This window comes from Diaphorobacter sp. B2A2W2, from assembly GCF_056730635.1.
Genome location: NZ_JBWZOR010000007.1, coordinates 165,711 through 190,165, shown reverse-complemented (window position 1 = coordinate 190,165; position 24,455 = coordinate 165,711). Strand labels below are relative to the sequence as shown.

Sequence of the window (24,455 nt, the reverse complement as noted above, 5' to 3'; positions counted from 1 at the left end):
CGTGCCGGAGATGGCCTCTCGGTTGTAACCGGGCGCACCCGCACGGCACTGGGGTGCCGTGCGGGATCGCACCTCTCGTCCTTCCTCAGGCTCCTGAGCGACGATCCGCGGCACCTTCTTGATCCCTCAGCTTGGCGTCGGAGCGGGCATTTCCAGCCGCATCGCGCTGCGCCGCCTGCCTCCAGCGGCATTCGTTTGCTGCCAGTAGTGTTTTGCGTATCGGCCTCGGACGGTGGTGGCATGCGGCGACAGAATGCGGCACAGTTGCACACGTACACCAAGCCGGGAGCCGTCCATGAGCCCACTCGCCGAGGCACTCAGGAGCCGCAGCGGCCCGCTGCTGGCGGAGCTGGAAGGCATCTACAAGGATCTGCACCAGCATCCCGAGCTTTCCATGCAGGAGGTGCGCACCGCGGGCATCGCGGCAGATTACCTGGAGGCGCTCGGCTATGAGGTTGCGCAAGGCATCGGCGTCACCGGTGTCGTGGGAGTGCTGCGCAATGGCACCGGCGCTACCGTGATGCTGCGCGCCGACATGGATGCGCTGCCCATGGCTGAGAACACGGGCCTGCCCTATGCCAGCACCGTGCGTGCTGCCGATGAGGACGGTACTGAGGTGGGTGTGGCCCATTCCTGTGGCCATGACCTGCACGTGACCTGGCTGATGGGTGCCGCCCGCGTGCTGGCCGAGCACCGCGACGCATGGACGGGCAGCGTACTGGTGGTCTTTCAGCCGGGCGAAGAAGTGGGCCGGGGCGCCAGCAGCATGGTCGCCGATTGGAATGATGCGCGCTTTCCCCGGCCGGACATCATCCTGGGGCAACACGTCATGGTGGGGGCCAGCGGTACCGTGAGCTACCGGCCGGGCGTCATCCTGTCGGCGGGCGACAGCCTGAAGATCCGGCTGTTCGGACGCGGCTCGCATGGCTCGCAGCCGCAGACGTCCATCGACCCAGTCATCATGGCCGCGTCCACGACGCTGCGCCTGCAGACCATCGTTTCGCGCGAGATCTCACCCATGGACAACGCGGTGCTTACCATCGGGTCGGGGCCCACAAGGCACTGCTCCACGGCCACAACGCCGAGCTGGCCATCCTCCTGGGGATGGTGACGGCCATCGGCGGCGGCGTGGTGCGCGACGTGCTGCTCAACCGCGTACCGATCATCCTGCACAAGGAGATCTACGCGCTTCCGGCATTGCTGGCGGCGGCGATCCAGGTGATGGGGCAGCGCATGGAATGGTGGGTGACGCTGACGCCCTGGTTTGCTGCGTCGGTCTGCTTGGCCGTGCGTCTGCTGGCGTTACGGTATTCGTGGAGCCTTCCGCCGGTCTGGAGAAAGGCGCCGCCGCAGTGAACTGGCTCCGGCTCAGGCCGCCCCACCCGAACCGCGCGTGCCCGAGGAGGGCAGCGGCAGGCCCAGCATCGCACAGGCCACGGCCTCGCCGACCTTGATGCCGTCCACGCCGGCCGAGAGGATGCCGCCCGCGTAGCCCGCGCCCTCGCCGGCGGGGTACAGGCCGGCGGTGTTCAGGCTCTGGAAGTTGTCGCCGCGGCCGATGCGCAGCGGCGACGAGGTGCGCGTTTCCACGCCCGTCAGCACCGCGTCGTGCATGTCGTAGCCACGGATCTTGCGGCCGAAGGCGGGCAGGGCCTCGCGCATGGCCTCGGTGGCGAAGGCGGGCAGGGCGTCTTCCATGCTGACCAGCGTGACGCCGGGCTTGTACGACGGCTGCACGTCCCCCAGCGTGGTGGATGCGCGGCGTGCCAGGAAGTCGCCCACGCGCTGCGCGGGGGCGTTGTAGTTGCCGCCTCCCAGGCGGTAGGCGTTCGACTCCAGCTGGCGCTGCAGCACGATACCGGCCAGCGGGTGCACCTGCCCGGTGGGCAACGTGTCCACGCCGTGGGAGGCGCCCAGCGCGACCTCGAAGGCCGCGGGGTCGCGCGGATAGTCCTGCGGGTCTACACCCACCACCATGCCGGCGTTGGCGTTGCGCTCGGCGCGCGAATACTGGCTCATGCCGTTGGTGACCACGCGCCCGGGCTCGCTGGTGGCGGCGACCACGGTGCCGCCGGGGCACATGCAGAAGCTGTACACGGTGCGCCCCTGGCTGGCGTGGTGCACCAGCTTGTAGTCGGCCGCGCCCAGCAGCGGGTGGCCCGCATGCTTGCCCCAGCGCGCGCGGTCGATCACGCTCTGCGGATGCTCGATGCGCACGCCCACGGAGAACGGCTTGGCCTCCATGGCCACACCGTGCGTGTGCAGCATGGCGAAGCTGTCGCGCGCGCTGTGGCCCAGGGCCATGACCACGTGATCGGCGCGCAGCTCCTTCACTGCGCCGCTGGCCAGATCGTGCACGCGCAGGCCGCGCAGGTGGCGCCGGCCGGCGGTGTCGGTTTCGATGATCACGTCGTCCACACGCTGCTCGAAGCGCACCTCGCCGCCCAGCGAGATGATCTGTGCGCGCAGCGACTCCACCACTTTCACCAGCTTGAAGGTGCCGATGTGCGGGTGGGCCACGTACAGAATCTCGGGCGGGGCGCCCGCTGCGACGAATTCCTCCATCACCTTGCGGCCCAGGTGGCGCGGGTCCTTGATCTGGCTGTAGAGCTTGCCGTCGCTGAAGGTGCCGGCGCCGCCTTCGCCGAACTGCACGTTGGACTCGGGGTTCAGTTCGCGCTTGCGCCACAGGCCCCAGGTGTCTTTGGTGCGCTCGCGCACGGGCTTGCCGCGCTCCAGCACGATGGGCCGGAACCCCATCTGTGCCAGTACCAGCGCCGCGAAGATGCCGCAGGGCCCGAAGCCCACCACCACCGGGCGCTGTGCGGGCGCTTCGCCAGCGCAGCCCACCGGGTGCCAGGCCATGTCGGGCGTGGGCTGGATGTGCGGGTGACCGGCATGGCGTGCCAGCAGGGCGCCGGCCTGGGACGCGTCCGCGAGCTGCAGGTCCAGGATGTACACCGCCATCAGGTCGGCCTTGCGCGCGTCGAAGCTGCGTTTGTGCACGTGCAGGGCGGCGATGGCGGACTCGGGCACGCCCAGCACCTGTGCGGCCTGGGCGCGCAGCAGGGCCTCAGGGTGGGTGTCGGCGTCGTAGGCGTCGGCGGGCAGGACTGCCAGCGGCAGCTTGATTTCGGAGAGGCGGATCATGGGGTGCGGCCCGTGACTATCGGGCGGTGCCAAAGAGGAGGGCGATCATAAGGGAGCGCCGCACGGCCATGACCGGTGAGGAGAATGTGATTTGCTATTGTATTAATAGCTGCTTGCGCTTGTCTGGAAAGCGCTAGGGGCTGTTTTTTCTTGAGAACTGGTGGTCGGCTGATGCCGCCGCCACCACAGCTCGGTCGCCAGCAGGGCCAGCGCCGCGGGCGCGAGCGGCGCGAAGTAGTACACCGCGCGGAAGGCCAGCACCACGGCCAGCGCCTGGCTCACGGGCAGGTGCACGGCCAGCACGGCCGTGCCCACGGCCTCCAGCACACCCAGGCCGGCGGGGATGCGCGAGACCAGCCCGGCCACCGCGCCCAGCAGCACCGTGGCCAGCGCCGCGGCGTAGGGCACCTGCTGGCGCGCCAGCACCCACACGGACGCGGCCATCAACGCCCAGTGGGTGCACGACAGCACCAACTGCAGCAGCGCCACGCGCCAGGTCGGTAGCGGCAGGCGTCGCCCGCGCAGCATCAGCGGTCGGTGCCCGCCTCGCCGCGCGCACAGCGCCAGGTAGCCCAGCGCCACGCAGGCCAGCACCGTGCCCAGCCAAGGGAGCTGGCCGCTGCCCATGCGCCAACCCTCGGGCAGCGGCGGTGTCCAGGCCCAGAACAGCGCGCAGGCCAGCACGCAATAGCCCAGCCAGTTGGTGGCGATGGACAGGCTGATCACCTGCGCGATCTGCCCCACATCCAGGCCCTGGCGCGAATACAACCGGTAGCGCACCGAAGCGCCGCCGATCAGCGAGCCCAGGTTGAGCGTGAAGGGGTAGGCAATCAGCGTGACGCCCATGGTGCGGGCGGCGCCCAGCCCGTGGCGTACCACGTGGCGACCGAACAGGTCGAAGCACCCGTACACCAGGTGGCCGGCCCAGGCCAGGGCCGCGGCTGCAGCCAGCGTGGGCACAGGCAGCGCGCGCAGCGCCTGCCACACGCCGGGCCAGTCCACCTGCAGGCCCTGGCGCACCAGCAGCCATACCACCAGAGCGGCCACCGCTGCCATGGCGAGCCCGGCCAGCCAGCGCCAGCCCCGTAACCGGCGCCACCCGCTGCGGCGACGGCGGTGCGCGGTGTGGACAGGCGAAGTGGCAGGGCCGTGCATGGGCTGCCTTGCCTCAGGACGCGCGCGCCGTTTGGTCAGCGGGCGGCTCGGCCTGCATGACGGCGATGGCGGGCTCGTGTCGCGGCAGCCAGCCTGCCCAGGCGGGAAACCAGCGCATGAGGTGGTACACGCAGTAGCCGCGCAGCAGGCGCAGGGCCTCCCAGGCGCCGCGCGGAGCGGGCTCCACCTGGCGGCAGTGCCGCTGCATCAGGCGCGACAGGCGCTGATACAGCAGCGCATTGAAGGAGGCATCGCGGATGACGACGTTCGCCTCCAGGTTGAGCGACAGGCTCAGAGGGTCGAGGTTGCTGGAGCCCACGGTGGACCACTCGCGGTCCACCAGCGCCACCTTGCCGTGCAGCGGGCGCTCGCAGTACTCGTAGATGTGTACTCCCGCGCGCAGCAGGTGGTCGTACAGCAGGCCGGCCGCGGTCTTCACGATGGGCATGTCGGGTTCGCCCTGCAGGATCAGGCGCACGTCCACCCCGCGCCGCGCGGCGCGGCGCAGTTCGCGCACCAGCCGGTAGCCGGGGAAGAAATACGCGTTGGCGATCACCACGCGCTCGCGCGCGGCCCGCAGGGCGATACGGTAGTGGCGCTCGATGTCGTTGGTATGCCGGTGGTTGTCGCGCGTGACGAACATGGCGTGGGCCGAGCCCGCTGCGGGCAGCTGCGGCAGCGGCTCGTGGCGGTGGGTGCGCTGGACAGACGGGGGCAGGACCGCCGTGCGGGTGAAGCGGTGCATGTGCGCCACGATGGGGCCATGCACCTCGACGGCATAGTCCTGCTTGGCCTGCGGGCCGAAGTCCGCCACATGGTCCGCCGAGTAGTTGATGCCGCCGATGAAGCCCAGCGTGCCGTCCACCACCACAATCTTGCGGTGCATGCGCCGCAGCAGGTTCAGGCGCTGGCCGAAGAGGCGCCGCCCTGGGTCGAACACACGAAAACGCACGCCCGCCTGCACCAGGCTGTCGACAAAATGATCAGGCAGGTCGGGCGAGCCAAAACCGTCCACCAGCAGGTGCACCGACACGCCGCGCCGCGCCGCCTGCAGCAGCGCCGCGTGCAGCCCCTGGCCGATGTGGTCGTCGAACAGGATGAAGGTCTCCACCATCACCTCGCGCTGCGCCTGGGCAATGGCCTCGAACACGCGCGGGAAGAACTCCTCGCCGTTCTCCAGCAGGCGAAAGTGGTTGCCGGGTATCCAGCGCGAGGACGGGCGCGGGCGCATCACAGGAGGATCTCCGCGGCCAGCGGCGCATGGTCCGACAGGCGGTTCCAGGGCCTGCGCGGCAGGCTCATCGGCGTGTGCACCGAGGTGCCGCGCACATAGATGCGGTCCAGCGGCAGCAGCGGCAGCGATGCGGGAAAGGTGCGCACGGCACGCCCGCAGGCTTGCACGAACACTTCATGCAGGCCGGCTTCGCGCTGCAGCACGTCGTGCGCGCGGCCGCGCCAGTCGTTGAAGTCACCCGCGACGATCACCGGGTCCTGCGCGGGAAACGAATGCACCAGCGCCGACACGCGGCGCAACTGCTGCTGGCGGTGCGCCTCCTGCAGGCCCAGGTGTACGCAGATGGCATGGACCGGCCGTGAATGCTGGGGCGGCTGCAGCACGCAGTGCAGCATGCCGCGGCGCTCCGGGCCGCTGACCGAGATGTCGTGGTTCTCGTAGTGCACGATCGGGAACTTGGACAGCAATGCGTTGCCGTGGTGGCCATCGGTGTAGACCGCATTGCGGCCATAGGCGTACTGCGTCCAGATGGAGTCGGCCAGGAACTCGTAGTGCGGCTCCTGTGGGAAATTGGTCACGCGCCCCGCATGGCGCTGGTGCGTGCCCAGCACCTCCTGCAGGAACACGAGGTCGGCCGATACCTGGCGCACCGCCTCGCGCAACTCGTGCAACATGAAGCGGCGGTTGAAGGACGTGAACCCCTTGTGCACGTTCACGGTCAGCACCTTGAACGCGACGGGGGAGGAAGAAGGCGGGTTCTGAGTCATGGGGAAATCCAATGCCGGCCCGCTGCCGGGGGGCGCACCGCAGCGCGGCAGCGGAGGGCGATGGGGCATTGTTTCCCTGGCGGTCGGCACGCGGCTGTAGGACGGTGGACCATGCCGGTGCGTGAACATGCCGCGTCGTTGCGTTGGCGGCAAGGCATAAAAAAGGCCCCTTGCGGGGCCTTGTCAAAAAGGTGCGCCAGGCGTGTCAGGCGGGCAGGAAACCCTCGACCGACAGATAGCGTTCGCCGGTGTCGTAGTTGAAGCCCAGCACCCGCGCGCCCGCGGGCAACTCGGGCAGCTTCTGGGCAATGGCGGCCAGTGTGGCGCCGGAGGAAATGCCCACCAGCAGCCCTTCCTCGCGCGCGGCGCGGCGGGCGTATTCACGCGCGGGCTCGGCCTCGACCTGGATCACGCCGTCCAGCAGGCTGGTGTCCATGATCTGCGGCACGAAGCCCGCGCCCAGGCCCTGGATGGGGTGCGGGCCGGGCTGGCCGCCCGACAGCACGGGCGATTGCGAAGGCTCCACCGCGAACACCTTGAGCTGCGGAAACTGCGCCTTGAGCACGCGCGCCACGCCCGTGATGTGCCCGCCCGTGCCAACACCGGTGACGAGTGCGTCCAGCCCGTCGGGGAAGTCGGCGGCGATTTCCTGCGCCGTGGTGCGCATGTGCACCTCGACGTTGGCCGGGTTTTCGAACTGTTGGGGCATCCAACTGCCGGGTGTCGCGGCCACCAGTTCCTGCGCGCGGGCGATGGCGCCTTTCATGCCCTTATCCTTGGGCGTGAGGTCGAAGCGGGCGCCGTAGGCCAGCATCAGGCGGCGGCGTTCGATGGACATGCTGTCAGGCATCACCAGCACCAGCTGATAGCCCTTGACGGCCGCTACCAGCGCCAAGCCAATGCCGGTGTTGCCCGAGGTGGGCTCGATGATGGTGCCGCCGGGCTGCAGAGCGCCACTGCGCTCGGCCGCCTCGACCATCGCCAGGGCGATGCGGTCCTTGATGGAACCGCCGGGGTTGGCGCGCTCGGACTTCACCCACACGTTGGCACCCGCGCCGAACAGGCGATTGATGCGCACATGGGGGGTGTTGCCGATGGTGTGCAGGATGTTGTCGACTCGCATGGTGTCTCCAGGGTAGAGGGTGGGAATCCGGCAAAGCGGGAGAGGCGTCCATTGTGGGGGAGTCGTTCAGCGGCGTCGCGATATGGATATTCCCGCTGTGGATATGGCGCCGGCGTGAATCGTCCGCCTGTGGGTCGGCTTGATTGATATGCATCAAGATTTGCCGGCGCGTGCGCGCCCGCCTGCGCCATCGGTCGGGTGTGCGCGCGACAATGGTCTCGTCTTCACTTTCCCTCCTGCGCCATGACCTTGCTGCATACCACCATGCTCATGCTCACCGCGAGCTGTGCGCTGATGCTGATCGGTTTCTCGGCGCGCGAGTCGCGCTGGGGCCCGGCGCTGATGATGGTGGGCATCGTGGGCGCGCTGCTGCTCATCGCCTACAACATCTTCCAGTTATTGCCCGCGCATTGAGCGCGCCGGCCGCGCGCCGCAGCGGAGAAACGCGGATAATTGCGCCCGTGAAGCACGCCAGACCGCCGCTGGTGCAATCTGGGAAACCAGGCACTGGAGGAACGTCCGGACTGCACAGGACAGCGTAGCAGCTAACGGCTGCCCACCGTGAGGTGAGGATCAGAGCAACAGAGACGAGTCCCGGGGGAGTGCCTGCGAAGGCAGACCACTGGGGGTGAAACGGGCAATCTCTACGCGCAGCAATACCAAGTAGGCCAGCGTTGACGTGGTTCCGCGGAGCTGGCGGGTAGGTAGCACCGAGCCGTGGTGGTGACACCCGGCCCAGATTAATGGCGGTCACGCTGCGGGCAACCGCAGTGCACAGAATCCGGCTTATCGGCGCGCTTCACACTTTTATGCCAAAACAGCTGCCAGCCCTTGACAATCAAGCGCTGGCAGCTCTTTTTTCAGGAGCGCTCAGGAGCAATACGGTGCATGGCCGGCGCGCAGCGCGTTGGCGCGCTCCAGCGTGTCCGGGTGGGTGCTCAGCAGCGTCCACAGGCCGTGGGATTGCGGCGGGTCCTCGGACGTGGACGGGGCCTTGCCGGCCTGCGGGGAGGGGGGTGTGGAATCCTCGTCCCGCAGCATGGCCAACAGCAGATCGCCCATCGGTGCGGTGGGCAGGCCGGCATGGCGCATCAGTGCGAGCGCGTGGCAGTCGGCCTCGCGCTCATGGCTGCGGCTGTAGGCCAGGCCCGTGAGCAACGAACTGCCCGTGGCCACCAGGCCGGACACGTCACCCAGCGCCAGCCCCAGACCCACCTGCAGCACCCCCTGCTCGACGAGCATGCGCGTGGTATGCCGGTGGGCCACATGGCCGATCTCGTGTGCCAGCACGCCCACCAGCGCGTCGTCGTCCAGGCGTTGCGCGCGGGCGGTTTCCACCAGCGCATCGGTCATCACCACCGTGCCGCCGGGCAAGGCGAAGGCATTGGGCCCCAGGCCGGAGCGGAACGCGAGCGTGTAGTGCGGCGCGTAACTGCCATAGCGCTGCAGCGCCGCGGGCGAAGCGGTCAGCAGCGCATCGAAACGTGCGCGCAGCGCGGCTTGGCGCGCAGGTGTGAGCGTGGTGGGCTTGAGCGTGCCCGCGTCCATCTGCGCCAGCGCACTCTGGGCCAGCGCCACCTCCCAGGCCAGCGGCACATGGCGCGTGAGCTGCGCGGCCAGCCAGGGCGTGCCGTGGCGGTAGAACGCGAACAACCCGGCCACGGCCAGCACCAGGACGACGGCAAACACGCCCCAGCGCGTTTGCATGCGCTGCGCCAGCCCCGGCCGGTGGCCGGCCGCATCCAGCGCGGCCTGCCAGGCGGCGGGGTCGTCGATCTCCAGGCTGCCGTCGTCGCCCAGATCGGCCACGAGTTTTGGTTGCGGACGCCGGGCGTTCCAGGCCTCGGGCCAGGCCACGGCGCGGTGGGCAAAGCGGCGCGGCGGCGCACCGGGCACATGCAGTTCCAGCGCGGGGCCGTCGGGCGCGGGCAGCAGCCGCACCTGCACCGCGCGCGGTCGGCTGCTGCGCCCGTCGAACCAATGGGCGAGCACCATGCCCGTCAATCGCGTCTCCGCAAGGGGGCGCCGGGCGAAGGTGTTTTGGGGCGGCCGGTCATCCGATCAGGTCCAGGCCCGCCGCGTCAGCCAGCGCATCGCCGATGCCGCCCGGCTGCTGCCGGCCCAGGCGCCCCGCCACCTGGTCCACGCCGCCCTTCACATGTACGGTGACGGATTCGAGCTTCATGCGGTATTCGCTCACCATGGCGAACGGGCGGAAGAACCCCAGTGTCAGTACCGTGAGCAGCATGTTGCGCAGCCGCAGCAGCACATAGCCACCCGTGCTGAGGTTGCACTTGAAGCGCGCGATGCGGCTCACACCGATGTTGCTCCAGGTCAGGCGAAACAGCGCGGCCTCGCGATAGGCGCGTGCCGGCGCGGTGGCCAGCATCATCGCCAGCAGCGCTCCCACGAAGGCCGCCATGATCAGCACGAAGATGCCCAACCCCATCCCGCCCTTGCCCAGCTTGGACACGAGTCCGAGCGAGCCCGTGAAGAGGCCCGCGACCAGCGCGACGAGCACCAGCAGCGAGACGAGAAACACCGCCAGCGTGGCCAGCCACAGCTTCACGAAATCCATGTACACGGGCTTCCAGCGGCCGGCCTCGTTGCCGATGCGTGAGCGCAGCACCAGGAGGCTGCGGTAGTTGAACTCCAGCCGGATGATGCACAGCACCGTGAGCAGCAGGCCCAGCGCCACCAGACCTATCAGCGGCGCGGTGACCTCGGGCAGCTTGCGGCCGGTTTCCTCGTTCACCACCGCGGCCGGGGCCAGGGACTGCAGGCCCCAGAACACGCCCAGCCACACCAGTGCCAGAGCGAACACAGGCCAGCTGGCGGTGTAGACCTCGCGCCAACTCGCTGCGAACTGCAGACGCAGCCCGCGCCAGCGCGTGTTGGCCAGGCGAAAGCGCATGGCGCTGCCCCAGATCAGTGGCGACAGGGCCGCGCCGCCCAGGATGAAAAGGCCCACGGCCGTGTCCTGCCCCGTGTTGACGGCCAACTGGTAGGCGACCGTGAGCAGCAGCAGCACGACGAAGCCCACCACCATGCGCCGCTGCTGCGCGGTGAATTCCAGGGGGCTGCCTGCCACCAGCGTGTGGCCGTAGAAGTACTGAGCCGTACGCCGCCGCGCCCAGGGGGTGTACAGACCCAGCGTCAGAATGCTCAGCAGTACGTTCACGATCCACACGCGGAAGTACTCGCCGCCGCTGCCCGTGAAGCGCATGGCGTGTGGCTCGATGTCTTGTGACTCGAAGGACGAGCGCAGCCCAGAGCGCGCCCGCGCGCGCTCGGACGATACCTGGACGTCCATGGTTTTTCCCTCTCTGGTGGTTGTTGGCGCGCAGTGTAGCGCAGCGCCCAGATGGAATTTTTCTAGACGTAGAAAGCTGGAACCGCCGCCATATCACCGCTGGCAGCTATAGCTAATGTAGCGAGATTGACGACCGGGACACGCTGTGGCGGGCGGTTTGGTAGGCGGAAGCGCCGACCGCGCGGGCGGCGCTCGGGGTCAGTAGCTCGTGACGACGGGCCCGCGTGCGCCTGGCCGGAAGCGCGCGGCCAGCCCGTCCGCGGCCTGGCGCAGCAGGAGCATGTCCATGCCCACGGCCACGAACTGCGCGCCCAGGGCCAGGCATTCGCGCGCCCGGGCTTCGTCCACCACGAGGATGCCGGGTGCCTTGCCGGCCGCGCGGATGCGGCGGATCGCGTCGTCGATCGCGGCGCGCACCGTGGGGTGGTTGGCATCACCCGGGAAGCCCATGCTGGCGGACAGATCGGCCGGGCCGATGAAGATTCCGTCCACGCCCTCCACCGCGGCGATGGCCTCAATCTGCTCCAGCGCCTCGGCCGTCTCCACCTGCACCAGCAGGCAGAGCTCGTTCTCCGCATCGCGTACATAGGCCGCGTCGCGGCCGAAGTCCGAGGCGCGCATGGAGCCGCCCATGCCGCGGATGCCGCGCGGCGCGTAGCGCATGGCGGCCACGGCGGCGCGCGCCTCGTCCGCGTTCTGCACGAAGGGCAGCAGCAGCGTTTGCGCGCCGATGTCCAGGTAGCGCTTGATCAGCACCGGGTCGTTCCAGGCCGGGCGCACCACGCCGTGCGTGTGGTCCCGGCAGCCGGCGGCCACGGCCTGCAGCTGCTGCACCATGAGCGGTACGTCGCTGGGCGTGTGTTCCGTGTCCAGCAGCACCCAGTCAAAGCCCGATCCCGCGATCAGCTCGGTGACCAGGGGTGATGGCAGGGTGGACCAGATGCCGATCTGCGCCTGACCGGCGGCCAGTGCGTGCTTGAAGGGGTTGCGAACGGGCATGGCAGGTGGTCTGGGTCAGGTCAGTACTGGTACACGCCGCGGCCGGTCTTGCGGCCCAGGCGGCCGGCGGCCACCATCTCCTTGAGCAGCGGGCAGGGGCGGTACTTGCTGTCGCCGAACTCGGTCAGGTACACGTCCATCACGGCCAGGCACACGTCCAGACCGATCATGTCGGCCAGCGCCAGCGGGCCGATGGGCTGGTTGCAGCCGAGCTTCATGCCGGCGTCGATGTCCTCGGGCGTTGCCAGGCCCTCTGCCAGCACGAAGAAGGCCTCGTTGATCATGGGCACCAGGATGCGGTTGACCACGAAGCCGGGGGCGTTCTTCACAGTGATGGGCGACTTGCCCAGGCGCTCGGAGAGCTGCTTCACCGCGTCGTGCGTGGCGTCGGAAGTCTGCAGGCCGCGAATGATCTCCACCAGCGCCATCATCGGCACGGGGTTGAAGAAATGCATGCCGATGAACCGGTCTGCGCGCGACGTGGCGGCGGCCAGCTTGGTGATGGAGATCGAAGAGGTGTTGGACGCAATGATCACTTCGGGCGCCACCAGCGCGTCCACCTGCTTGAGGATCTTGAGCTTGAGTTCGTAGTTCTCGGTGGCAGCCTCGATCACGATCTGGGCGGCCTTCAGGTCGTCGTAGCTGGTGGAGGTTTTGATGCGCGCGAGGGCGGCGCTCTTGTCGGCTTCGGTGATCTTTTCTTTCTTGATCAGGCGGTCCAGGCTGCCTGCTACGGTGGCCACGCCCTTTTGCACGGCGGCGTCGGAGATGTCCACCATCACCACATTGATGCCCGACACAGCGCATGCCTGGGCAATGCCGTTGCCCATGGTGCCCGCGCCGATGATGCCAACGGTCGAAATCGTCATATAAATGTCCCTTGAAAGTGTAGTAGTGAGAAAAAAACGATGCCGTGATGGTATCGGCAATCGCGCGTCTGCTGCTGCGTTGCAGCATCGCCATACAACGAGGGGACACTGCATGCGTGAGTTCGACTATGTCGTGATCGGTGGCGGCTCGGCGGGCTGCGTGCTGGCGGGGCGGCTGAGCGAGGACCCCACGGTGCGCGTGTGCCTGCTGGAGGCGGGCGGCAGCGATGCCAGTGTGCTCATCCATTGCCCGGCGGGGCTGGCCGCCATGGCGCGCAGCGGCGCCTTCAACTGGGGGCTGCACACCACGCCGCAGGCGGGCCTGGGCGGGCGTCGGGGCTACCAGCCGCGCGGCAAGGTGCTGGGTGGTTCCAGCTCGGTCAACGCCATGATCTACGCGCGCGGCCACGCCAGCGACTACGACCACTGGGCTGCGGCCGGCAATGCAGGCTGGGGCTGGAACGACGTGCTGCCGTACTTTCTCCGGGCCGAGCACAACGAGCGCGGTGCAAGCGCCTGGCACGGCACGGATGGGCCGCTGAATGTGGCGGACCTGCAGTCGCCGCAGCGTGCCAGCCGCGCCTTCGTCGAAGCCGGCGTGCAGGCTGGCCATCCACGCAATGACGACTTCAACGGCGCGCAACTGGAGGGAGTGGGTCTCTACCAGGTCACGCACCGGGCGGGCGAACGCTTCAGCGTGGCCAAGGCCTACCTCACGCCCCACCTGGGCCGGACCAATCTGCAGGTCGTGACCGGCGCGCAGGCCACGCGCATCCTGTTCGAGGGCCGGCGCGCCACGGGCGTGGAATACCGCCGAGGCGGCCAGCCGCAGCAGGTGCGCGCCACGCGTGAGGTGCTGCTGTCGGCGGGGGCGCTGCTATCGCCGCAATTGCTCATGCTCTCGGGTGTGGGGCCGGGCGCGCAGTTGCAGAGCCACGGCATTGGCGTGGTGCACGATCTTCCGGGCGTGGGCGCGCATCTGCACGACCATCCCGACGTGGTGCAGGTGATGGACGCACCGCGGTTGACGGACCTCTTCGGCCTGTCACTGCCCGGGGCGCTGAACGTGCTGCGCGGCGTGCGGGAGTGGCGTGCGCACCGCAGCGGCATGCTGACCACCAACTTCGCCGAGGCAGGAGGTTTCATCAAGAGTCGCCCCGAGGAGCCGTTGCCCGACCTGCAGCTGCACTTCGTGGTCGGCAAGCTGCTGGACCACGGCCGGCGGGCCACATGGGGCCATGGCTATTCCTGCCATGTATGCCTGCTGCAGCCCCGAAGCCGCGGCCGGGTGACGCTGGCCAGCGCCGACCCGGCGGCCGCTCCGCTGGTGGACCCGGCATTCTTCAGTGATCCCGACGACATGCAGCGCATGGTGCGCGGCGTGCGGCGCATGCGCGAGATCCTGGCGCAGCCCGCCCTGGCCAGCCTGGGCGCGTGTGAGCTGTCCCATTCGTCCCGTGCGCAAAGCGATGCACAGATCGAGCAGTTCATCCGCGACTGGGCCGACACCATTTACCACCCCGTGGGCACGTGCCGCATGGGCTGCGGTCCGCTGGACGTGGTGGATGCCCAGCTGCGTGTGCATGGCCTGCAGGCTCTGCGTGTGGTGGACGCATCCATCATGCCGCGCATTGTGAGCGGCAACACGAATGCACCCACGGTGATGATTGCCGAGCGCGCGGTGGACTTGCTGCGCCAGGCTGCATGACGCGTTCCGGTTCGGCAGTGCGCGCTTAAGAAATTTTGAGGGTTCGCATAAGCGTTTTTTAGCAGCACGCGCGCTGCGCCGTTCCTAGACTGCACAGCACCTGTGAGACACACGATGTGCCCCATGGGAAGGCGAGGCTCCCAAGCCGCAACACCCACAAGAACCGGAACCAACGATGCAATTCAACCCTCAGGAAATCACCGCGCTCGCGCAGGCCGACGCCGCCGCACCGCGCATGGACCTCTATGCCTTCATCCACAAGGCCTTGCGTGCCTATATGGTCGACACACTCTTGGGCCTGGGTCGTGTGGACGCCGAGGACGACCTCGAACTGTCCCAGGCCGGCGCACGCGTGCTGCAGCTGCTGAGCTTTTGCCGCGCGCACCTGTACCACGAGAAAACCTACGTGCATCCCGCCATGGAGCGCCATGCACCTGGCAGCGCCGCCGCGGTTGAGCAGGAACATGATGGTCATGGGCAGGCGATTGCGGCGCTGGCGGATGCGGCGCAGCAGCTCATGCAATGCCCGCGCGAGCGGCGAGCGCGCGTGGCCCACGCGCTGTACCAGCAGCTGGCGCTGTTCGTGGCACACAACTTCGAGCACATGCAGTTGGAGGAGACGGCGCACAACGCGGTGCTCTGGGCGCATTACAGCGACGCGGAACTGGCTGCCATCGAGGGTGCGCTGGTCGCGTCGATACCGCCGGACGAGATGCTCGTCACGCTGCGCTGGATGCTGCCCAGCATGACCCCGAGCGAGCGGGCCATGGTGCTCGGTGACATGCGGCGCAATGCGCCTCCCGGCATCTTTGACACGGCATTGAGTGTCATGCGTCCGCACCTGTCGGATGGCGAGTGGGGCAAACTGGCACGTGCTTTGGAGCTTGCGCGATGAGCCATTGGTTGCTGCGCCATACCCTGGCTGCATTCTGGCTTTGCGTGGCCAGCGCGAGTGCCCTGGCTGCGGGCCCCCCGCCCCCTGAACGCTTTCGGCTCACGCCCCAGTTGCTGGAGCGCATGGAGGCACTGCAGGCTGCATCGCCAGAAGCCGCTCGTCCCGGCGACGACGACGAGCCGGACGCGCAGTCCGTTCAGGAGCTGGCGCGTCAGCTGGATGCGGATCCGCGCATCCGTGCCTTGCTGGCCCGCCACCGGGTCAGCAGCATCGAGTACGCCACGGCGGTGTATGCCGCACTGCACGCGGGCATGTTCCTCGCTATGGAATCGCTGGCTGACAAGGCTTCGCGCACCAAAGCGCTGGCATCCTTCACCCCAGAGCAGCGCGCCAACATCGAGTTGCTGCGCCGGCGCCCAATCAAGTGAGCGCCGCGGCGGCGCGACCTTCAACCGCCGGCCATCTCTTCCAACTGCGCAGGTGCGTCCAGGCGCAGCCGCAGTCGCCCACGGCCGGTCTTGTCGATATGGATGCCGGTGTCGCTTTCCTGCAGTCGGCGCTGCAGCAACAGCAGGCGCGCCTCCAGGTTGTCGGCCACGCCTGGCAGGCGCAGGCTGGGGTCCAGACGCAGTTCGCGGTTGCTGAAGTCCTGGCGTCCGGTGCGCTCATGGTCGCGCAGCAGCTTCCACAGGATCGCGCCCGCCACGCCCTTGATGAGGTAGGTGTCATTGACGAACACGCTGTCGTTCACCGCGAAATGCCGCACCCGCACGGGCGCCCCCCGCGGCGCCGGCGCGGGCGCGGGTTCTTGCGATGCCTCCGTGGCTTCGTCGGCCGACTGCAGCAGGTCGATCGCGGTGGCCAGCTGTCCTACCAGCGCCACCAGCGCATCTTCCTCGGGGTAGCGGAACTGCAGGTCCAGCGGGCTTTCCACGAACAGCACCCCCAGGGTGCGGCCGCAGCTCACCAGGGGCACGGCCAGCTGGCTGTGCGGCGCGGGCAGGCCCGGGTAGGGAATCTCGTGCGCGGGCGCGCTCTGTCCCAGGCTGCTGCGCATGGCATGGCTGTACAGCGCGGCATGGGTCATGTGGCTGATGCGTACCGGCGTGGCTTCGCGCGCGGCCACGCCTATCACGCCCTGGCCCAGCTTGATCTCCGAGCCCACGCCCGAATGTGTGTAGCCATGGCTTGCCACGGTGTACAGGTGGCCCGCTTGCGCATCCAGCATGAGCACCATCGCATGCTGCACGTGCAGATGCTCGTGCAGGCCCGCCAGCAGTGTCTGTAGCAGCTCGTCGAGCGTGGTGCAGCGCGCCAGGCGCTGGCTGCACAGGCGCACGGCGCCCAGCAGATCGGCGCGTGGCAGTTGCGCGGGGCTGGGTGCCAGTCCTTCTCCGGGCACGGGTTCGATGCGCTCGACGGCGTAGACATCCGATCCCTTGAGTTCAAAGACGCCCTCCATGCCGTTGTGCGAGGCGATGCCCGCCAGCTGCGCGCGCATGCGCTCGAACAGTGCGCCTTCCGCCTCCGTGCGCAAGAAGCGCAGGTGCAGGCGAAAGCAGCGCGCTGTCACGGGGTCCAGCACCAGTACGCTGGCATAGGGGTTGGCGAGGATGTTGGCGCGCGTCTTGTTGAAGAACTGGAACGACAGGGCCACATGCTGCTCATCGACGTAGACCACCTGTGAGATGTAGGCCACGTTGGGCGTGCCGTCGGGGGCGCAGGTGGCCATGATGGCAGGAATCGCGCCCTCCAGGCAGGCGCGGATGGAGCGCAGGGTGGGCGGCACGTTCACGGCTGGCGCTCCTTGCGCAACGGTTCGCCGGCATGCGGGCCGGGGGTCTGGTCGAACGCGGCTTCGGGTGAAAACTCCACTGCCACCAGATCGTCCCGTGGTGCATTCAGCATGGCCGCGGTGTACTGCGGGCCATAGCCCACCTGGGCCACGGCATGCTGCATGGCGGACAGGTAGCTTTGCAGCGCGGGCTCGTCGGCCGGCAGCACGGCACGTTGCACGGCGGCGGTGGCCTTGACCTGCACCGTGCGGTGCGAGGGCGGGTCACTGAAGACCACGGCAATGTGGCCGGTGGTGGCAATGTCGGCCAGAAGCTGTCGTGACTGGCTTCGCCGCAGGAAGACCGTGATGCGCTGGCCGTTGGTGCTGATGCGCGCGCCTACGGCGCGCATGACGCTGGGGCGCAACTGCGCGTCGCGCGAGGCCACGATGGTGGAGACGCCCCGGTCCACCAGGGCGATGTATTCGGCGCTCAGAAGCGTAGGCATGCGTGAAAGGCTCAGGCGCGAAAGCGCTTGCGGGTGAGCGCCAGGGCCACCCAGTACGCGGCCACGGTGGTCACGGCGATCACCAGGCCGTGGCGCAGCGGGTGCTGCGGCCACTGGTCCATGAAGAGGGGGCGCACCAGCTCCACGGCATTGGTGAGCGGCAGCCAGTCCGAGGCGAGGCGTATGGCTGTGGGCAGCTGTTCGCGCGGGAAGAAAACACCCGACAGGAACATCATGGGCGTGAGCACCAGCGTGAAGTAATAGGTGAAGAAGTCATAGCCCTTGGCCAGCGCATTGAAGATGAGCGCGATGCTGGAGAACATAATGCCCACGCACAGCAGCACCGGCCAGGCCACGATCAGCTTGGGGCTGTAGCTGATGCCCAGCGCGAGCATCACCCCCAGGATGGCGGTGGTGGTGAACAGCGCCTTGAATGCGGCCCACAGCATCTCGGCCAGCAGCACGCTGTCCAGGCTGATGGGGGCGTTCATGATGCCGTCCCAGGTCTTTTGCACATGCATGCGCGAGAAGGCCGAGTACAGCGCTTCGAAGCTGGCCGCATTCATGGCGCTCATGCAGATCGACCCGCTGGCCAGGAACAGGATGTAGGGCACGTTCTGCCCGCCCACCTGCACCTGTCCCACCAGCGCCCCCATGCCGTAGCCGAAGGCCACCAGCCACATCAGCGGCTCGGCGATGTTGCCCAGCAGGCTGGGTACCGCCAGCTTGCGCCACACCAGCAGGTTGCGCAGGAACACGGGCCACCAGCGCGTCGACAGGTCGGGCGCGCGCCAGGGGCTGGGCGTGGTGGGCGTGGGCATGTCAGCCTTCCTCGCGGATTTGACGTCCGGTGAGCTTGAGGAACAGATCCTCCAGGTTCGCGGGCCGGTGCAGGGTGCGCAGGCTGCCGTGGGCCGACAGCGCCTGCAGCAGCGGGCGGGCGTCCTGCGTGTAGAAGAACACGGTCTCGCCGCTGACTTCCACACGCCGCGCCAGCGGACGCAACTGCGCATCCTGCGCCAGGGCCAGCGCGCCGGGGCCGTAGGCCTCGACCACGTCGGGCTCCAGGTGCTCGGCGATCAGCGCGCGCGGCGTGCCTTCGGCGATCTTGCGGCCATGGTCCAGCACCAGCAGGCGCGAACACAGGCGCTCGGCCTCATCCATGAAGTGCGTCGTCAGCAGGATGGCCTTGCCGCCCTGCAAGAGCTGCTGCAGCCGCTCCCACATCAGGTGGCGCGCCTGCGGGTCCAGGCCGGTGGTGGGCTCGTCCAGCAGCAGCAGGCGCGGGTTGTTGACCAATGCGCGCGCCAGCGACAGGCGCCGGCGCATGCCCCCCGACAGTTCGCCCGGCCGCGCGTCGGCCTTGGCCGTGAGCGCGGCGAACTCCAGCAGCGGCGCGATGCGCTGCGCCATGGCCGTGCCCTTCAGGCCGAAGTAGCGGCCGAACACGCGCAGGTTTTCGGCGCAGCTGAAGTCCGGGTCCAGGCTGTCGAACTGCGTGACCACGCCCAGTTGGGCCTTGATGGCCAGCGCGTCCTGCGGCATGGCGAGCGGCGCAGCGCCGCCGCCAGGGTGAAAGTGCACGCTGCCCTCGTCGGGCGCCGTGAGGCCCAGGCACATGCGCAGGGTGGTGGTTTTGCCCGCGCCGTTGGGGCCGATCACGCCCAGGCACTCCCCCGGCGCGATGGCGAACGACAGCCCATTCACCACGGTGGCGGTGCCATAGCGCTTGCGCAGGTCGCGGGCTTCCAGAAGCACTTGCATGGCGCGATTGTGGGGGGAAGACCGCGCCATTGCAGAGGTTTATGAGAAAAATGGCGCTGGCGCTTTATTGACAAGCGCTGATAGCTATCAGAACCAGAGTTTTCTGAGAGCGGGGCGCCCTTTGGATGCCCGCTTTCCATGGTCCAATCGTCAAAGCCAACCAACCACGATGGACACCATGGACACAACCGGCTTCCAGGACACGCTGGCCGTTCTGGCGGGCGCCCTGGGCAGCGGCCTGCTGATGGGGATCGAGCGCGAACGGCGCAAGGGCCAGGGCCCGTTGCGCGCGCTCGCGGGCGTGCGCTCGTTCACGCTGGCGGCCGTGTCGGGTGCGACGGCGGCGCTGCTGGGCAGCGAGGCGCTGGTGGCGGTGGGCGCGGTGTTCATTGCGCTGCTGGGCGTGGTGGCCTATGCGCGCGACCGCTCCGAAGACCCCGGCGTGACCACCGAGATCGCGCTGCTGCTGGCCTACCTGATCGGCGTGCTGTGCACGCAGAGCCTGCCCGTGGCGGCGGGGCTGGCCGTCGCCGTGACCAGCCTGCTGGCGGCGCGTGAGGTGCTGCACGAGTTTTCGCGCGAGTGGCTGCGCCAGGGCGAGGTGCGGGGCGGGCTGATCCTGGCTGCGCTGGCGCTGCTGGTATTGCCGCTGGCGCCCAACCAGCCCCTGTGGGGGGAGGCGCTGAACCCCCAGGTGCTGGTGCGCCTGGTGGTGGTGCTGCTGGTGATCCAGGCGCTGGCACATCTGGCGCGCCGGCTCATGGACGCGCGCCGCGCGAACGCCCTGTCGGCGCTGGCCTCGGGTTTCATCTCCAGCACCGCCACCATCGCCAGCCTGGGCGTGGCCGTGCGCGAGGGGCGCGAGCCCGTGCGCGCGCAGGGGGGCGCGGCCGTGCTGTCGTGCGTGGCGACCATGGCGCAGATCCTGGTGGTGGCGGCCACCGTGCAGCCCCAGTGGCTGGTGCGGTTGTGGGCGCCGGCACTGGCGGGCGGGGTGGTGGCGCTGGTCTGGGGGTGGGCACTGCTGCGCAGCATGCCCGCGGGTGAGGCGCCGGCCCCGGCGGACGTGGACGGCACGGCGCTGTTCAAGCTGCGCGACGCGCTGCTGATCGCCGCGCTGCTCACGGCTGTGCAGGTGCTGGTGCAGGCACTGCGCGGCTGGTGGGGCGACGCGGGCCTGCTGGCCGGCGCCCTGGTGGCGGCGCTGGCCGACGTCCATGCGGCCGCCGCGGCCATCATGTCGCAGGGCCGGCCGCTGGACCCCGTGGGGCCCAGCCTGGTGAGCGCGCTGGCGGCGGGGCTGAGCGTGCACGCCGTCAGCAAATGCGTGACGGCGCTGGTCAGCGGGGGCTGGCGTTATGCCGTGGCGGCCGGTGGCGGCGTGGTGCTGCACACGCTGGCCTTCGTCGCGGTGCTGTTGCTACTCTAAATTGATAAAAAGCGGCTCAAACGCTTATGGGATAAGCGCGAGCAGCTATCGATGAAATAGCAATGGCTGCGGCTACTGGAACGCCACCTCGGCAAAGCTGCGCAGCTTGCGGCTGTGCAGCCGGTGCACACCGCCCGCGCGCAGGATGTCGATGGCGCGCATGCCGATGCGCAGATGCTGGTCCACGCGTTCGCGGTAGAAATGGTTGGCCATGCCGGGCAGCTTGATCTCGCCGTGCAGCGGCTTGTCGCTCACGCACAGCAGGGTGCCGTAGGGCACGCGAAAGCGAAAACCGTTGGCGGCGATGGTGGCGCTTTCCATGTCCAGCGCCACTGCGCGGCTTTGGCTGAAGCGGCGCTGGGGCATGTTGTCGGGCAGCAATTCCCAGTTGCGGTTGTCGGTGCTGGCCACGGTGCCGGTGCGCATGATGCGCTTGAGCTGGTCTTGCGGCATCTGCGTCACGTCGGCCACGGCCTGCTGCAGCGCCATCTGGATCTCGGCCAGCGCGGGGATGGGCACCCACAGCGGCAGCTCCTCGTCCAGCACATGGTCCTCGCGCACGTAGGCGTGGGCCAGCACGTAGTCGCCCAGCTGCTGGCTGTTGCGCAGGCCCGCGCAGTGGCCCAGCATCATCCAGGCGTGGGGGCGCAGCACGGCGATGTGGTCGGTGATGGTCTTGGCGTTGCTCGGGCCCACGCCGATGTTGACCATGGTGATGCCGCTGCGGTCCGCGCGCACGAGGTGGTAGGCGGGCATCTGCGGCAGGCGGGCCGGGGCCACGCCCAGGTCGTCGCCGACCTGCGCGGGCAGGCCCGTGCGGCGCGTGACCACGTTGCCCGGCTCAATGAAGGCGATGTACTCGCTGTCGGGCTTGGCCATCTCGGCATGGCCCAGGCGCACGAACTCGTCGATGTAGAACTGGTAATTGGTGAACAGCACGAAGTTCTGGAACCACTCGGGCTGCGTGCCGGTGTAGTGGCGCAGGCGGTGCAGCGAATAGTCCACGCGCGGCGCGGTAAACAGCGACAGCGGCTGCGCCTCGCCAGCGCGCGGCGACCAGGTGCCGTTGGCAATGCCGTCGTCCATGGCCTCCAGGTCGGGCAGGTCGAACACGTCGCGCATCAGCATGCGCCGCTCGGGGCTGAGCGTGCCTTCGATGTGGTCGTGCTCGGCGAACGAGAAGTGGATGGGGATGGGCTGATTGCTCACGCCCACTTCCAGCTCGACGTTGTGGCTGGCGCGCAACAGGCGCAGCTGCTCCGTGTAGTAGTCGGCGAACAGGTCAGGCCGCGTGAGCGTGGTCTCGTAGCGCCCCGGCCCCTCCACGAAGCCATAGGCCAGGTGCGTGGGCGCGCGCGCCACGGTGCTGGTCTGCACGCGCACGAAGGGATAGAACGCGCGCACGGGTGCGGCGGGCGTCTCTCCCGCCACGAAGCGCTGCATGGCGCTGCGCAGATGGTCGATCTGCTGCTGGTAGATGCGCTGCACCTGGGCCAGCGCCTCGGTCTCGGTCGCGTGGAAGGTGGGATCGGGAAGTGCGGGGATCTGAGCCATGGTGCCTATTGTCCACGCCGCCTATTGTCCGCGCCGCATGTGTCAGCGTGGGCACGGCGCCGGGCCGGGCCGGCTGCTCACTCGGCCTGGGCGCGCAGCCACTCGCGGGCGCGCTGCGCATCCATGGGCGGTGCGATGCCAAAGCCCTGCGCCAGTTCGCAGCCCAGGCGCTGCAGCAGCGCGAGCTGCTCCGCGGTCTCCACGCCTTCGGCCACGGGCTGCAGCTGCAGGCTGTGCGCGAGCTGGATGATGGCGGTGACGATGGCCACGTCTTCGCTGTCGGCAGGCGTGTCGGTGACGAAGGAGCGGTCCACCTTGATCTTGTCCAGCGGGTAGCGTTTGAGGTAGGCCAGCGACGAGTAGCCCGTGCCGAAGTCGTCCACCGTTACGGCAACGCCCAGGGCCTGCAGGGCCTGCAGGGTGGTGCGCGTGTGGTCGGCCTGCTGCATGAGGGCGGATTCGGTGATCTCCACCTCCAGGTACTGCGGTGCGAGCCCCGCGGACTGCAGCACCTGGGCGATCTCGCCCACCACGTCGCGCTGGCGGAACTCGATGGCCGAGAGGTTCACCGCCACGGGCACCCGGGGCAGCCCTTCGTCGTGCCATGCCTTGAGCTGGCGACAGGCTTCGTGCAGCACCCAGCGGCCAATGGGCGTGATGAGCCCGCGCGATTCGGCGAGCGGAATGAACTCATCCGGCCCCACGAGGCCGCGCACCGGGTGTCGCCAACGCACCAGCGCCTCAAAGCCCACCAGCCGGCCGTCGGCCACCCGCACCTGGGGCTGGTAGTGCAGTGCGAAGGCCCCCTGGAACACGGCCTCGCGCAGCAGGTGCTCTTGCTGCAGCAGCTCCGTGGGTTGGCCTTCCATGCCCGGTTCATAGAACATGCGCGTGCCCCGCCCGCTTTCCTTGGTGTGGTGCATGGCCGCGTCGGCGCGCCGCAGCAGCTCGTCGGGGCTGTAGCCGTCGTCCGGAAAGACGCTGATGCCGATGGAAGGCGACAGCGACAGCGGCGTGCCACCGATGGCGAACTCGGCGCGCACGCGCGCCAGCAGCGCATCGGCCACTTCGGCCGCTGCGGCGCGGTTGGCCAGGTCGGGCAGCAGCACGATGAATTGGTCGCCGCCCACGCGCGCGACGAAGTCGGTGGCCTTCACTCCGTCCTGCAGGCGCCGCGCAATCTCGATCAGCAGCTGGTCGCCGGCCTGGTTTCCCAGCGACTCGTTGACCGTCTTGAAGTGGTCCAGGTCGATGAACAGCACGGCGGCGCGGGTCTGCCGCTCCTGCGCGGCACTCGCCATGCGTGCCAGCTGCATCATGAGGTGGCGCCGGTTGGGCAGTTGGGTCAGCGTGTCATGCAGCACCAGGAAGCGCGCCTGCTCCTGCGCCTGCTTGCGCGCCGTGATGTCGCGCACCACCACCACGCGGTAGTCACCCTCCTGCTGGGGCATGGTCTTGCCCACCACCTCGATCGGGATCACGCGACCGTCCTTGTGGCGCATGGCGAGCTCGTAGGGCTTCTCGCTGCCGCGGCGCGTGTATTCCACGGCCAGCGCGCGGTACTCGGGCAGCGCGAAATCGAAGATGGATTGGCCTACGAGCTCGGCCAGCGAATAGCCGACCATGCGCTGCAGCGCTTCGTTGGCATCCAGAATGCGCCCGTCGCGGTGAAAGGCAAGTCCCTCCTCGGTAGCGATGGCGAACTTGCGCATGCGCTCCTCGCTCTGGCGCACGGCGCGCTCGGCCTCCCAGTGGTGGGTGATGTCGTTGATGAGCACGAATGCACCCACCATCGCGTTGCGTCCTTCGCGCACCCCGAAGTGCGGCTGCAGGCTGATCTCCAGCATATGCGCGCGCCCCTGCGGGCCGGCGTATTCGCGGGTGTACTGAACGCTCTCCCCAGCCAGCGCGCGCTGCACGTAGGGCAGGATCTCCTGCCAGGCCTTTTCGCCGATTGCCTCGCGCACCGTCTTGCCGATGATGCTCTGCACCGTTTGCCCGCTGAAAGCGGCATAGCGCTGGTTGGCGAACACGCAGCGCAGGCTGGTTGATTCGTAATAGGCCAGCATGACGGGCACCGAGTCGGCGATGAGCCGCAGCAGCGCATCACTGGCGCGGGGGCCCAGGTCGGGCAGGGAGGGGGAGGCAGCGGGGCGAGGGGAGGGCATATCCAGTGGGCGGTCGGTCCCGGAGCTTATATCTCAACGCCTGG

At 68.7% G+C, this 24,455-nt stretch carries 21 protein-coding genes, 1 other RNA gene and 1 pseudogene; 8 read left to right on the top strand and 15 right to left on the bottom strand.

The annotated features are described in order from the left end of the window. Positions 1–295 precede the first annotated feature (295 nt). Positions 296–1,048 (top strand): annotated as a pseudogene (locus tag AC1PPL_RS13455) (amidohydrolase); the annotation flags it as partial. A 56-nt stretch (positions 1,049–1,104) separates the two neighbouring features. Beyond that, positions 1,105–1,356 (top strand): trimeric intracellular cation channel family protein, encoded by a 252-nt coding sequence (locus tag AC1PPL_RS13450; RefSeq protein ID WP_479973500.1) that lies wholly within the window; start codon positions 1,105–1,107, stop codon positions 1,354–1,356. Positions 1,357–1,368: 12 nt separating this feature from the next. Here the strand turns inward: AC1PPL_RS13450 and AC1PPL_RS13445 are convergent, their stop codons facing one another. The 5 genes from AC1PPL_RS13445 to cysK form a co-directional block, all read right to left on the bottom strand. After that, a complete protein-coding gene (locus AC1PPL_RS13445) occupies positions 1,369–3,150 on the bottom strand; it encodes an NAD(P)/FAD-dependent oxidoreductase (RefSeq protein WP_479973499.1) in 1,782 nt (593 codons plus the stop codon). Positions 3,151–3,252: 102 nt separating this feature from the next. Further along, a complete protein-coding gene (locus AC1PPL_RS13440) occupies positions 3,253–4,305 on the bottom strand; it encodes a lysylphosphatidylglycerol synthase transmembrane domain-containing protein (RefSeq protein ID WP_479973498.1) in 1,053 nt (350 codons plus the stop codon). A 13-nt stretch (positions 4,306–4,318) separates the two neighbouring features. Further along, a complete protein-coding gene (gene clsB / locus AC1PPL_RS13435; RefSeq protein WP_479973497.1) occupies positions 4,319–5,536 on the bottom strand; it encodes a cardiolipin synthase ClsB in 1,218 nt (405 codons plus the stop codon). Next, positions 5,536–6,306 (bottom strand): endonuclease/exonuclease/phosphatase family protein, encoded by a 771-nt coding sequence (locus AC1PPL_RS13430; RefSeq protein WP_047349377.1) that lies wholly within the window; start codon positions 6,304–6,306, stop codon positions 5,536–5,538. The genes clsB and AC1PPL_RS13430 overlap by 1 nt, the downstream gene beginning before the upstream one ends. A gap of 205 nt (positions 6,307–6,511) precedes the next feature. Beyond that, positions 6,512–7,429 carry a cysteine synthase A gene (cysK, locus tag AC1PPL_RS13425; RefSeq protein WP_287744072.1) on the bottom strand — a complete coding sequence of 306 codons (918 nt, stop codon included), beginning with the start codon at positions 7,427–7,429 and terminating at the stop codon, positions 6,512–6,514. 243 nt (positions 7,430–7,672) lie between these two features. Between cysK and AC1PPL_RS13420 the strand changes: the two genes are divergently transcribed. Both AC1PPL_RS13420 and rnpB read left to right on the top strand, forming a co-directional pair. Further along, positions 7,673–7,843 carry a hypothetical protein gene (locus tag AC1PPL_RS13420; protein WP_015914283.1) on the top strand — a complete coding sequence of 57 codons (171 nt, stop codon included), beginning with the start codon at positions 7,673–7,675 and terminating at the stop codon, positions 7,841–7,843. A 49-nt stretch (positions 7,844–7,892) separates the two neighbouring features. Further along, positions 7,893–8,234, top strand: an RNA gene (gene rnpB / locus AC1PPL_RS13415) — RNase P RNA component class A. A gap of 65 nt (positions 8,235–8,299) precedes the next feature. On the opposite strand, the gene AC1PPL_RS13410 is transcribed toward rnpB, so the two are convergent. The 4 genes from AC1PPL_RS13410 to AC1PPL_RS13395 all read right to left on the bottom strand — a co-directional run bounded on the left by AC1PPL_RS13410 (position 8,300) and on the right by AC1PPL_RS13395 (position 12,610). Then, a complete protein-coding gene (locus tag AC1PPL_RS13410; RefSeq protein WP_479973496.1) occupies positions 8,300–9,424 on the bottom strand; it encodes a M48 family metallopeptidase in 1,125 nt (374 codons plus the stop codon). A 58-nt stretch (positions 9,425–9,482) separates the two neighbouring features. Further along, positions 9,483–10,742, bottom strand: coding sequence for a YjgN family protein (locus AC1PPL_RS13405; protein WP_103737195.1), 1,260 nt, complete (start codon positions 10,740–10,742; stop codon positions 9,483–9,485). Between the two features lie 198 nt (positions 10,743–10,940). Next, complete coding sequence (locus AC1PPL_RS13400) at positions 10,941–11,741, bottom strand: HpcH/HpaI aldolase family protein (protein ID WP_312130051.1); 801 nt, start codon at positions 11,739–11,741, stop codon at positions 10,941–10,943. Positions 11,742–11,761: 20 nt separating this feature from the next. Then, complete coding sequence (locus AC1PPL_RS13395) at positions 11,762–12,610, bottom strand: 3-hydroxybutyryl-CoA dehydrogenase (protein WP_088887740.1); 849 nt, start codon at positions 12,608–12,610, stop codon at positions 11,762–11,764. A 112-nt stretch (positions 12,611–12,722) separates the two neighbouring features. Here AC1PPL_RS13395 and AC1PPL_RS13390 point away from each other — a divergent pair, with 112 nt between their 5' ends. The 3 genes from AC1PPL_RS13390 (at position 12,723) to AC1PPL_RS13380 (ending at position 15,641) form a co-directional block, all read left to right on the top strand. Beyond that, positions 12,723–14,318: a GMC family oxidoreductase gene (locus AC1PPL_RS13390; protein ID WP_479973495.1), complete on the top strand. Its 1,596-nt coding sequence runs from the start codon at positions 12,723–12,725 to the stop codon at positions 14,316–14,318. Positions 14,319–14,493: 175 nt separating this feature from the next. Then, positions 14,494–15,213: a hemerythrin domain-containing protein gene (locus AC1PPL_RS13385; protein ID WP_479973494.1), complete on the top strand. Its 720-nt coding sequence runs from the start codon at positions 14,494–14,496 to the stop codon at positions 15,211–15,213. After that, positions 15,210–15,641 carry a hypothetical protein gene (locus AC1PPL_RS13380; RefSeq protein WP_479973493.1) on the top strand — a complete coding sequence of 144 codons (432 nt, stop codon included), beginning with the start codon at positions 15,210–15,212 and terminating at the stop codon, positions 15,639–15,641. Before AC1PPL_RS13385 ends, AC1PPL_RS13380 begins: the two co-directional genes overlap by 4 nt. A 20-nt stretch (positions 15,642–15,661) precedes the next feature. Here AC1PPL_RS13380 and AC1PPL_RS13375 read toward each other — a convergent pair whose 3' ends face one another. Genes AC1PPL_RS13375 through AC1PPL_RS13360 form a run of 4 tightly spaced genes read right to left on the bottom strand, consistent with a single transcriptional unit; the run spans position 15,662 to position 19,260 of the window. Further along, a complete protein-coding gene (locus AC1PPL_RS13375; protein ID WP_479973492.1) occupies positions 15,662–17,008 on the bottom strand; it encodes a GAF domain-containing protein in 1,347 nt (448 codons plus the stop codon). Beyond that, complete coding sequence (locus AC1PPL_RS13370; protein WP_088887735.1) at positions 17,005–17,496, bottom strand: hypothetical protein; 492 nt, start codon at positions 17,494–17,496, stop codon at positions 17,005–17,007. Before AC1PPL_RS13370 ends, AC1PPL_RS13375 begins: the two co-directional genes overlap by 4 nt. An 11-nt stretch (positions 17,497–17,507) precedes the next feature. Further along, positions 17,508–18,317 (bottom strand): ABC transporter permease, encoded by an 810-nt coding sequence (locus AC1PPL_RS13365; protein ID WP_012655518.1) that lies wholly within the window; start codon positions 18,315–18,317, stop codon positions 17,508–17,510. Between the two features lies 1 nt (position 18,318). Further along, a complete protein-coding gene (locus tag AC1PPL_RS13360; RefSeq protein WP_479973491.1) occupies positions 18,319–19,260 on the bottom strand; it encodes an ATP-binding cassette domain-containing protein in 942 nt (313 codons plus the stop codon). Positions 19,261–19,438: 178 nt separating this feature from the next. On the opposite strand from AC1PPL_RS13360, the gene AC1PPL_RS13355 reads away from it, so the two are divergent. Continuing rightward, entirely contained in the window at positions 19,439–20,689 is a 1,251-nt protein-coding gene (locus AC1PPL_RS13355; RefSeq protein WP_479973490.1) for an MgtC/SapB family protein, read from the top strand. A gap of 72 nt (positions 20,690–20,761) precedes the next feature. Here AC1PPL_RS13355 and AC1PPL_RS13350 read toward each other — a convergent pair whose 3' ends face one another. Together AC1PPL_RS13350 and AC1PPL_RS13345 are read right to left on the bottom strand one after the other, a co-directional pair. Next, a complete protein-coding gene (locus AC1PPL_RS13350) occupies positions 20,762–22,243 on the bottom strand; it encodes an AMP nucleosidase (protein ID WP_012655520.1) in 1,482 nt (493 codons plus the stop codon). Positions 22,244–22,320: 77 nt separating this feature from the next. After that, the gene (locus AC1PPL_RS13345) at positions 22,321–24,411 is read right to left on the bottom strand and encodes a putative bifunctional diguanylate cyclase/phosphodiesterase (protein WP_479973489.1); all 2,091 of its coding nucleotides are present in this window, start codon (positions 24,409–24,411) and stop codon (positions 22,321–22,323) included. Positions 24,412–24,455 lie beyond the last annotated feature (44 nt).

What these genes read in the sequence shown, in the direction of transcription:
- AC1PPL_RS13450 (WP_479973500.1), top strand. Translation starts at nt 1,105, where the DNA reads ATGGTGACGGCCATCGGCGGCGGCGTGGTGCGCGACGTGCTGCTCAAC.
- AC1PPL_RS13445 (WP_479973499.1), bottom strand. Translation starts at nt 3,150, where the DNA reads ATGATCCGCCTCTCCGAAATCAAGCTGCCGCTGGCAGTCCTGCCCGCC.
- AC1PPL_RS13440 (WP_479973498.1), bottom strand. Translation starts at nt 4,305, where the DNA reads ATGCACGGCCCTGCCACTTCGCCTGTCCACACCGCGCACCGCCGTCGC.
- clsB (WP_479973497.1), bottom strand. Translation starts at nt 5,536, where the DNA reads ATGCGCCCGCGCCCGTCCTCGCGCTGGATACCCGGCAACCACTTTCGC.
- AC1PPL_RS13430 (WP_047349377.1), bottom strand. Translation starts at nt 6,306, where the DNA reads ATGACTCAGAACCCGCCTTCTTCCTCCCCCGTCGCGTTCAAGGTGCTG.
- cysK (WP_287744072.1), bottom strand. Translation starts at nt 7,429, where the DNA reads ATGCGAGTCGACAACATCCTGCACACCATCGGCAACACCCCCCATGTG.
- AC1PPL_RS13420 (WP_015914283.1), top strand. Translation starts at nt 7,673, where the DNA reads ATGACCTTGCTGCATACCACCATGCTCATGCTCACCGCGAGCTGTGCG.
- AC1PPL_RS13410 (WP_479973496.1), bottom strand. Translation starts at nt 9,424, where the DNA reads ATGGTGCTCGCCCATTGGTTCGACGGGCGCAGCAGCCGACCGCGCGCG.
- AC1PPL_RS13405 (WP_103737195.1), bottom strand. Translation starts at nt 10,742, where the DNA reads ATGGACGTCCAGGTATCGTCCGAGCGCGCGCGGGCGCGCTCTGGGCTG.
- AC1PPL_RS13400 (WP_312130051.1), bottom strand. Translation starts at nt 11,741, where the DNA reads ATGCCCGTTCGCAACCCCTTCAAGCACGCACTGGCCGCCGGTCAGGCG.
- AC1PPL_RS13395 (WP_088887740.1), bottom strand. Translation starts at nt 12,610, where the DNA reads ATGACGATTTCGACCGTTGGCATCATCGGCGCGGGCACCATGGGCAAC.
- AC1PPL_RS13390 (WP_479973495.1), top strand. Translation starts at nt 12,723, where the DNA reads ATGCGTGAGTTCGACTATGTCGTGATCGGTGGCGGCTCGGCGGGCTGC.
- AC1PPL_RS13385 (WP_479973494.1), top strand. Translation starts at nt 14,494, where the DNA reads ATGCAATTCAACCCTCAGGAAATCACCGCGCTCGCGCAGGCCGACGCC.
- AC1PPL_RS13380 (WP_479973493.1), top strand. Translation starts at nt 15,210, where the DNA reads ATGAGCCATTGGTTGCTGCGCCATACCCTGGCTGCATTCTGGCTTTGC.
- AC1PPL_RS13370 (WP_088887735.1), bottom strand. Translation starts at nt 17,496, where the DNA reads ATGCCTACGCTTCTGAGCGCCGAATACATCGCCCTGGTGGACCGGGGC.
- AC1PPL_RS13365 (WP_012655518.1), bottom strand. Translation starts at nt 18,317, where the DNA reads ATGCCCACGCCCACCACGCCCAGCCCCTGGCGCGCGCCCGACCTGTCG.
- AC1PPL_RS13360 (WP_479973491.1), bottom strand. Translation starts at nt 19,260, where the DNA reads ATGCAAGTGCTTCTGGAAGCCCGCGACCTGCGCAAGCGCTATGGCACC.
- AC1PPL_RS13355 (WP_479973490.1), top strand. Translation starts at nt 19,439, where the DNA reads ATGGACACAACCGGCTTCCAGGACACGCTGGCCGTTCTGGCGGGCGCC.
- AC1PPL_RS13350 (WP_012655520.1), bottom strand. Translation starts at nt 22,243, where the DNA reads ATGGCTCAGATCCCCGCACTTCCCGATCCCACCTTCCACGCGACCGAG.
- AC1PPL_RS13345 (WP_479973489.1), bottom strand. Translation starts at nt 24,411, where the DNA reads ATGCCCTCCCCTCGCCCCGCTGCCTCCCCCTCCCTGCCCGACCTGGGC.